The 6,045-nt window shown below is 66.7% G+C and carries 6 protein-coding genes, 1 tRNA gene and 1 rRNA gene; 3 read left to right on the forward strand and 5 right to left on the reverse strand.

The annotated features are described in order from the left end of the window. From rrf to NQ034_RS15885, 3 genes are all read left to right on the forward strand, one after another. Positions 1-86 (forward strand): 5S ribosomal RNA (gene rrf, locus NQ034_RS15875); the annotation flags it as partial. Between the two features lie 276 nt (positions 87-362). After that, positions 363-1,529 (forward strand): DUF3500 domain-containing protein, encoded by a 1,167-nt coding sequence (locus NQ034_RS15880; protein ID WP_257049996.1) that lies wholly within the window; start codon positions 363-365, stop codon positions 1,527-1,529. Beyond that, a complete protein-coding gene (locus tag NQ034_RS15885; protein ID WP_257049997.1) occupies positions 1,526-1,948 on the forward strand; it encodes a DoxX family membrane protein in 423 nt (140 codons plus the stop codon). The genes NQ034_RS15880 and NQ034_RS15885 overlap by 4 nt, the downstream gene beginning before the upstream one ends. Here NQ034_RS15885 and NQ034_RS15890 read toward each other — a convergent pair. The 5 genes from NQ034_RS15890 to NQ034_RS15910 all read right to left on the reverse strand — a co-directional run bounded on the left by NQ034_RS15890 (position 1,938) and on the right by NQ034_RS15910 (position 5,935). After that, complete coding sequence (locus NQ034_RS15890) at positions 1,938-3,503, reverse strand: flotillin family protein (RefSeq protein ID WP_257049998.1); 1,566 nt, start codon at positions 3,501-3,503, stop codon at positions 1,938-1,940. The two genes, NQ034_RS15885 and NQ034_RS15890, sit on opposite strands and share 11 nt — an antisense overlap. A gap of 88 nt (positions 3,504-3,591) precedes the next feature. Further along, positions 3,592-4,386 carry a hypothetical protein gene (locus NQ034_RS15895; RefSeq protein ID WP_257049999.1) on the reverse strand — a complete coding sequence of 265 codons (795 nt, stop codon included), beginning with the start codon at positions 4,384-4,386 and terminating at the stop codon, positions 3,592-3,594. A gap of 10 nt (positions 4,387-4,396) precedes the next feature. After that, on the reverse strand, positions 4,397-4,915 hold the full coding sequence (locus NQ034_RS15900; protein ID WP_257050000.1) for an O-acetyl-ADP-ribose deacetylase: 519 nt from the start codon (positions 4,913-4,915) through the stop codon (positions 4,397-4,399). A 223-nt stretch (positions 4,916-5,138) separates the two neighbouring features. Then, a tRNA-Met gene (locus NQ034_RS15905) sits at positions 5,139-5,212 on the reverse strand. A gap of 174 nt (positions 5,213-5,386) precedes the next feature. Then, a complete protein-coding gene (locus tag NQ034_RS15910) occupies positions 5,387-5,935 on the reverse strand; it encodes an HNH endonuclease (RefSeq protein ID WP_257050001.1) in 549 nt (182 codons plus the stop codon). Positions 5,936-6,045: the final 110 nt, after the last annotated feature.

Genomic DNA, 6,045 nt, shown 5'->3' on the forward strand with positions numbered 1-6,045 from the left:
GTCCCTTTCCGAACCCGGAAGCTAAGCCCGATTGCGCTGATGGTACTGCATGCGGGAGTGTGTGGGAGAGTAGGTCACCGCCGCAATTTTTTGTATATGAGGGAGCCTGTGTGCTTGAGCCGCCCTGTAGGGGGTGGGGCTCGCACGCGGGCTCTCTTCTTTTTGTGGGTGTTGAGGACCACCCAGTGGACGCATCCGCCTGGATCCCTCGGGGAGTGCTTGGGGGGGTGTTCTGGGGGAGTGGCTCGACACGTGCACCGGTGGCAGCAAACCTCGTGGGTTTTGCTGCCACCGGCGCGTGTGTGGAGCCACCACCAGCAGAGGTGAGACTTCGCCGGCTGAGGGAATGCGAGCGTGATGATGTGCGTCGATGGGCCTCAGCGCCCGTCCGGGGTGTCAGGGGGCGGTCCCACGACGACCAGGTCCAGTTCCGCCTGGGCTCTGCCGAAGCCCCCTCGGCAGGGAAGTGGAACTCTCCGCCCTCTTGCTGGACCACGGCCTCGGCCCTGTTCGAAGTCTGCACCCCGGAGGAGAGGGACAAGCTGCGCTACGAGGTCGATGCCGCGCAGTGGCAGACCTGGGCGAACCCGGAGTTCATGCAGTTCGACACGGGTGTGCGGTTGGAATTCGCCTCGCAGGCGGTCCGAGAGGCGGCTCTGGAGTTGGTGCGCGCCAGCCTGAGCCCCGAGGGCTATGAGCTGACCAGGGCGATGATGCGGATCCACGGCTTCCTGGGCGAGGTCGTGGGCCTGCCTGCGATCCTGGGCGACTTCAGCTACAACTTCGCCGTCTACGGCACACCCGATCCCATCGCGCCCTGGGGCTGGCAGCTCTACGGCCACCACTGCGCGGTCAACTGCCTGGTGGTGGAGGGTCGGATGACCCTGGGCCCGGTGTTCCACGGGGCCGAACCCAATGAGATCGACGCCGGTCCGGACGCAGGCCTGCGCTCCTTCGACGACCGGGTGGATGCCGGCACGGACCTGATGGCACTGCTGAGCCCGGAACAGCTGGAGCGCGCCGTGACCTATGAGCAGATCGTCGACCCGGCGATGCCCGAAGGACGCGTCCACCCGGGCGATGAGCGCCACCTGGCCGGAGCCGTCCAGGACAATCGGGTCATCCCCTACGAGGGCGTGCCGGTGGCAGAACTGGACGATGTGGCCAAACAGGCGGTGCTCGACCTGGTGGGGACCTTCCTCATCAGCCTGCCCGCAGGCCCCCGGGCGGCCAAACTGCGTGAGGTCGCCGACCACCTCGACGAGGCGCACTTCAGCTGGATCGGCGGGCACCAGGTGGGCGATGTCTTCTACTACCGGTTTCAGTCCCCGGTGCTCATCGTCGAACTCGACCACCATTGCGGTGTCTTCCTCGACTACGACTTCCCGCAGCGGTTCCATGTGCACACGGTCATGCGGGTGCCCAATGGAAACGATTACGGCAGGTCCTGGGTGCGCCAGTGGCAGGCAGCCCACGGCGCGGCTAGGCTGGAGATGCAGACCAACGGTGATACCAAAGGGGAATCATGATTGTGAAGAAGCTTCTCAAGTCCGGCGCTCGTACCCTGCTGGGCGGTGGCATCGCCTATCTGGGCGCGCAGGCGGCCCTGAACCCGGGGCAGCGGCCCGAGGTCGCCAAGAAGACGCTGGATCAGATCCGCGGAGTCGTCCCCCTGCCGTTCGACGATGAGACCGCTGTGCGGCTCAACGGTGCTGCCCAGGCTCTGTTCGGTGCAACCCTGTCACTGGGCCTCCTGCCGCGGGTCTCCGCCCTGGGCCTGGCCGCCACGCTGGTGCCCACCACCCTGGCCGGGCACTCCTTCTGGGAGAAGGACGCGGATGCCCGGCCGGGCGATATCGTTCAGTTCTCCAAGAACGCGGCCATCATCGGCGGACTGCTGTTCATCGTCGCCGGTGACAAGAAGGTCGTGAAGAAGGTCAAGAAGTAGGCTCGTCCCGCTTCTGCGCGGCTTCATCCGAGGCGTCCGGAGTCCCTGCGGGGGCGCCGGGCGCCTCGTTCCGTGTGCGGGTCCGCGGGGTAGCCGCCGGATCTGTTCCCGCGGACCTGTCCATGAGCGATCCGAGCAGCCCGTGGACGTCCAAGCCGGTCGTCGAGGAGACCATGTCGATGGTCTTCTCGAGGTTGACCGCAGCATTCTGCGTCAGCTTCGATTCCCCATCGGTGGAGATCACCGAGAGCTTCTCGATATTGCCGTAGGGCTCCACCAGGCGACCTGCGATCTCCGGGAGAACCTTGAGGACCTCGGACAGGCGCGCGGCGTCGGTGTACTTGGCGTAGGCGTCCGCGGCGGCCGCAATCGACTCGGCTTCCGCCCGGCCCTTCTCCGCAGCGGCCGAGGCCTCGGCCCGGCCCCTTGCCTCGACCGCCAGTGCTTCTGCCTCGCCCTTGGCACGGGTCGCGGAGGCTTCGGCTTCCGCCCGCTGCTGGACGATCGCGGCATCGGCACGGCCCTTGGCCTGGGCTGCGTCTGCGCGGCGCTGCGATTCGGTCAGTTCGGCTTCCGCGGCCTGCTCGCGCGCATAGCGCTGGGCATCGGCGGTCTGCTGGGACTCGTACTTCTTCGCGTCCGCCGGCTTGCGGACCTCGGCGACCAGCTGGCGTTCCTTCAGATCGTTGTTCGCCTCGGCGATCTTCTGCTGTTCTGCCAGGATCCGCTGCTGCTGTTCGGCCTTGGCCAGCTGTTCGGCGGCCTCGGCTTCGGCCTTCTGGCTGGCCGTCTCCTGCTGGATCGCGGCCTGCCGCAGTTCCAGTTCCTTCTGCGAGTCTGCGATCAGCTGGGCGTTGCGGTTCTGTGCCTCGGTGGCCTCGCGGTTGGCCTCGGATTCGGCGATCGAGGCACGTTTGGCGGCGGCCGCGGCCTCGGGTCGGCCCAGATCGCGCAGGTAGGTGCCGTCGCGGTCCTCGATCGAGATGATCTGGAAGGTATCGAGCACCAGACCCTGGTTGTTCATCGATTCCAGTGCATCCTCGCGGATCTTCTCCGCGAAGGTCGCGCGATCGCGCAGAATCTGTTCGACGGTCAGCGTACCGACGGCCGAACGCATCGTGCCCGAGAGCAGTTCCCTGGAGTATTTGTCGATATCGTCCTGCTGATCCAGGAAGCGCTGGGCGGCACGGCGGATATCGGCGATGTCCTCGCCGACCTTGATCTGAGCGACGCCCTCGAGGACCAGCGGGATCGAATTCGAGCTCATGGCCTCGATCTGCACGCCGATCTGGCGTGAGGACAGATCCATGGAGTAGGCGCGGTCGAGCAGAGGGCGCACGAAGACCCGGCCGCCGACCACGATCCGGGTTGCGGACTCCAGGTCGATATCGCCCTTGGCCTTCTTGGCCTTGCCGCCGGTGATGATGAGTGCCTCATTGGGCGCCGCGACCCGATATGCGCGGCGGAAGGTGATGTAGCCGAAGAGGGCTGCCACCACCAGGATGACGAGGACGACCAGGGCGATGCCGCCGCCGGTCACCAGTGAGATGGACATGGGTCTCCTTACGTTGCCACGGTGCTGCGTTGGGGCCTGTCCCCATCAATCCTATGGGGCTCCCGGCCTGCGGGAACGCGCGGGTGGTTCAGGGTAGCCTGCCCGGCCGCCGGTTCCTCCCCGTTCCCGGGATCCGGCGTCCTACCGGACCGTGGACGAAGGTGCGGGATTTGCTGCCGGGGTGTGCAGGATCGTAGGTGAGGGAGTACAAGTGGCCCGCCTGGGGCCGGTCTGACGATCCGATCGGCAGGACGTGGGTGATGTGCCAGGCCTGTCCCTGCGCATCCTGGTACTCCAACCAGATCTTCCACCGATCGACGTCGTTGAGTGTCACACGCGTGGCCTTCGCTACCCGGGCGGTGGTGCGAGTGCCGATGTCCTTGGTATGTTCCCGCAGCCTTTCCAGGCGGGCGACCCCGCGCCGGGCCAGGATCGGGAGACAGACGAGGACCAACCCGCACAGCGCGATCGCGCCGGCGGTGAGTACCGTGCCGGGGTTCGCCCTGTTCAGGCCGAGGTTGAGGGCCGCTGCGGCTCCCGCCCCCAGCATGGGCACTCCGAACAGATTCGCCGCGCCCCAGGCGGTGCCGGTGCCGGTCGCGTTTCCGTAGACCCCCTGCCCGGCCAATCCCACCAGGCCCAGCACTCCGACGGCGAGGGCGGCGCCGGTGGTCAGCGCGCCGAGAGGACTGTCTGCCGGGAGGAAGCCGTAGACGGCGCTGCCGAAGTTCACGACGGTGCTTGCGTCAAGGGCCGCCGGCGTGATCCAGCCGAGGACGCAGGCGATGAGCCCATCGAGGCACCAGAGCGCGATGAGGGCTGGGCGCAGGACGCGCGGACTCCTCCAGCCTGTGGGTCCTGAGGATACGGGGCCGCGGGGCATGGTCGGCGCCTCAGACGGTGGGCCCGGTGCGCTGGTCCAGGGCGCGCCGGATCCTGTCGTGGGTGGCTTGGTCGAAGGCGATGAGCAGAGCGCGTTCCACCCGGGTGGGGGAGTCCAGGATCGTGCCCACTGCCGCCGCGATCGCATCGTCCTTGGGCCAGCCGTAGACTCCGGCGCTGATGAGGGGGAAGGCGATGCTCGCAGCGCCCAGGTCGTCGGCGACCTCGAGACAACGACGGTAGCAGGAGGTGAGCAGACCGCGGTCGCGCTGTCCGGCATTGTGATTCGGGCCCACGGTGTGGATGATCCAGCGGGCCGGCAGTTCGCCAGCGGTGGTCCAGCCGGCATCGCCGGTGGCCAGGCCCTGGGGGAAACGGGCGATGCAGTCGGCAAGAACTGCGGGTCCGCCCGCCCTGTGGATCGCCCCGTCGACGCCGCCACCTCCGCGCATGGCATTGTTCGCCGCGTTGACGATCGCATCGACGGGGTAGGTGGTGATGTCTCCGAGCTCAACGGTGAGTGTGACCATGGCTCGATTCTGCCACGGAGTGCGGGCGCTCGAGAGCGTCGTTAGACGTTCGATTAGAGGTATGGGGTGCACCTGGCGGATGTTATCCCCTGAGAGGTGGGGCCGGTCTTCCGCCGGGCTCGGGCGGCTGGCGTGGATTACGGGTTTTCTCGGCCAGACATGGGAAAAGCCCCGAAGTGAGAACTTCGGGGCTTTCAGCAACCTGGTGCAACCAGGGTTTCCGTGGCGGGGGCAGGATTTGAACCTACGACCTCCGGGTTATGAGCCCGGCGAGCTACCGAACTGCTCCACCCCGCGTCAACAGGTATAACTCTACGGGGGGCCGGGGGAAATTACAAATCATGTGGAGGTGAGTTAGGACACTGCAGCGAATGCTGTTGACGCCGTTCCTGGAGTACTACGGATGGGACGTCGGACGAGGGCACGTTGAGGTCCTGGCCGTGGCCGGCCTGGAGTAGACCCTACCGTGGTTCAGAAGGGTGGGAGATCCGTGTCATCGGCATCGGGGTCGATGCCCGCATCCCCGGTGTAGGACCCATGAGTGCCCCACGGCGTGCCGGGGTCCGGAGGACCGGTGCCGGATGTGCAGGCACCCGGAGCACCTGTGGCAGGCGGAGTGCCGGTCCCCGATGTCGTGGATGAACCCGGTGAACCCGAAGTCTTAGACGAGTCTGGCGGGCCTGGTGGATCGGGTGAATCCGACAGGTCCGATTCTGCGTTCCAGTCAGGTGGGGAGAAATCCTCCGGCACCCACACCGGCGGCAAACCCGCAGCGTTCCGCGCAGCACTCACATCCACCAGGGCAGCCGCGAACCGGGAATGAAACACCGGCCGCTGCTCCAGATCCACATGCCGGGGAGGAATCCAGGCAGGCAAACCACCGATCAACTCGGCCCTCCACCCATGCTGGTCATGCCACGTGTGATGGAACCGGCACGCCAAGGTCAGATTCGCCACCGTCGTGGGTCCACCAGAGGACCAGGGGATCATATGGTGGGCATCGCACCACCCCACCGGCATATCACACCCCGGGAACGTGCACCCCCGATCACGAGCGGCGATCAACTCAACCTGCCGCCGCGTAGCAAACCGACTAGCACTGTGCACGGTGACTTCCCGGGTACCTGGCT

The organism is Brevibacterium moorei (assembly GCF_024580735.1).
GTDB classification, from domain to species: Bacteria; Actinomycetota; Actinomycetes; order Actinomycetales; family Brevibacteriaceae; genus Brevibacterium; species Brevibacterium moorei.

Excerpts from the sequence above, each read along its gene's own strand:
- NQ034_RS15885 (WP_257049997.1), top strand. The coding sequence starts at position 1,526 with ATGATTGTGAAGAAGCTTCTCAAGTCCGGCGCTCGTACCCTGCTGGGC.
- NQ034_RS15890 (WP_257049998.1), bottom strand. The coding sequence starts at position 3,503 with ATGTCCATCTCACTGGTGACCGGCGGCGGCATCGCCCTGGTCGTCCTC.
- NQ034_RS15895 (WP_257049999.1), bottom strand. The coding sequence starts at position 4,386 with ATGCCCCGCGGCCCCGTATCCTCAGGACCCACAGGCTGGAGGAGTCCG.
- NQ034_RS15900 (WP_257050000.1), bottom strand. The coding sequence starts at position 4,915 with ATGGTCACACTCACCGTTGAGCTCGGAGACATCACCACCTACCCCGTC.
- NQ034_RS15910 (WP_257050001.1), bottom strand. The coding sequence starts at position 5,935 with ATGCCGGTGGGGTGGTGCGATGCCCACCATATGATCCCCTGGTCCTCT.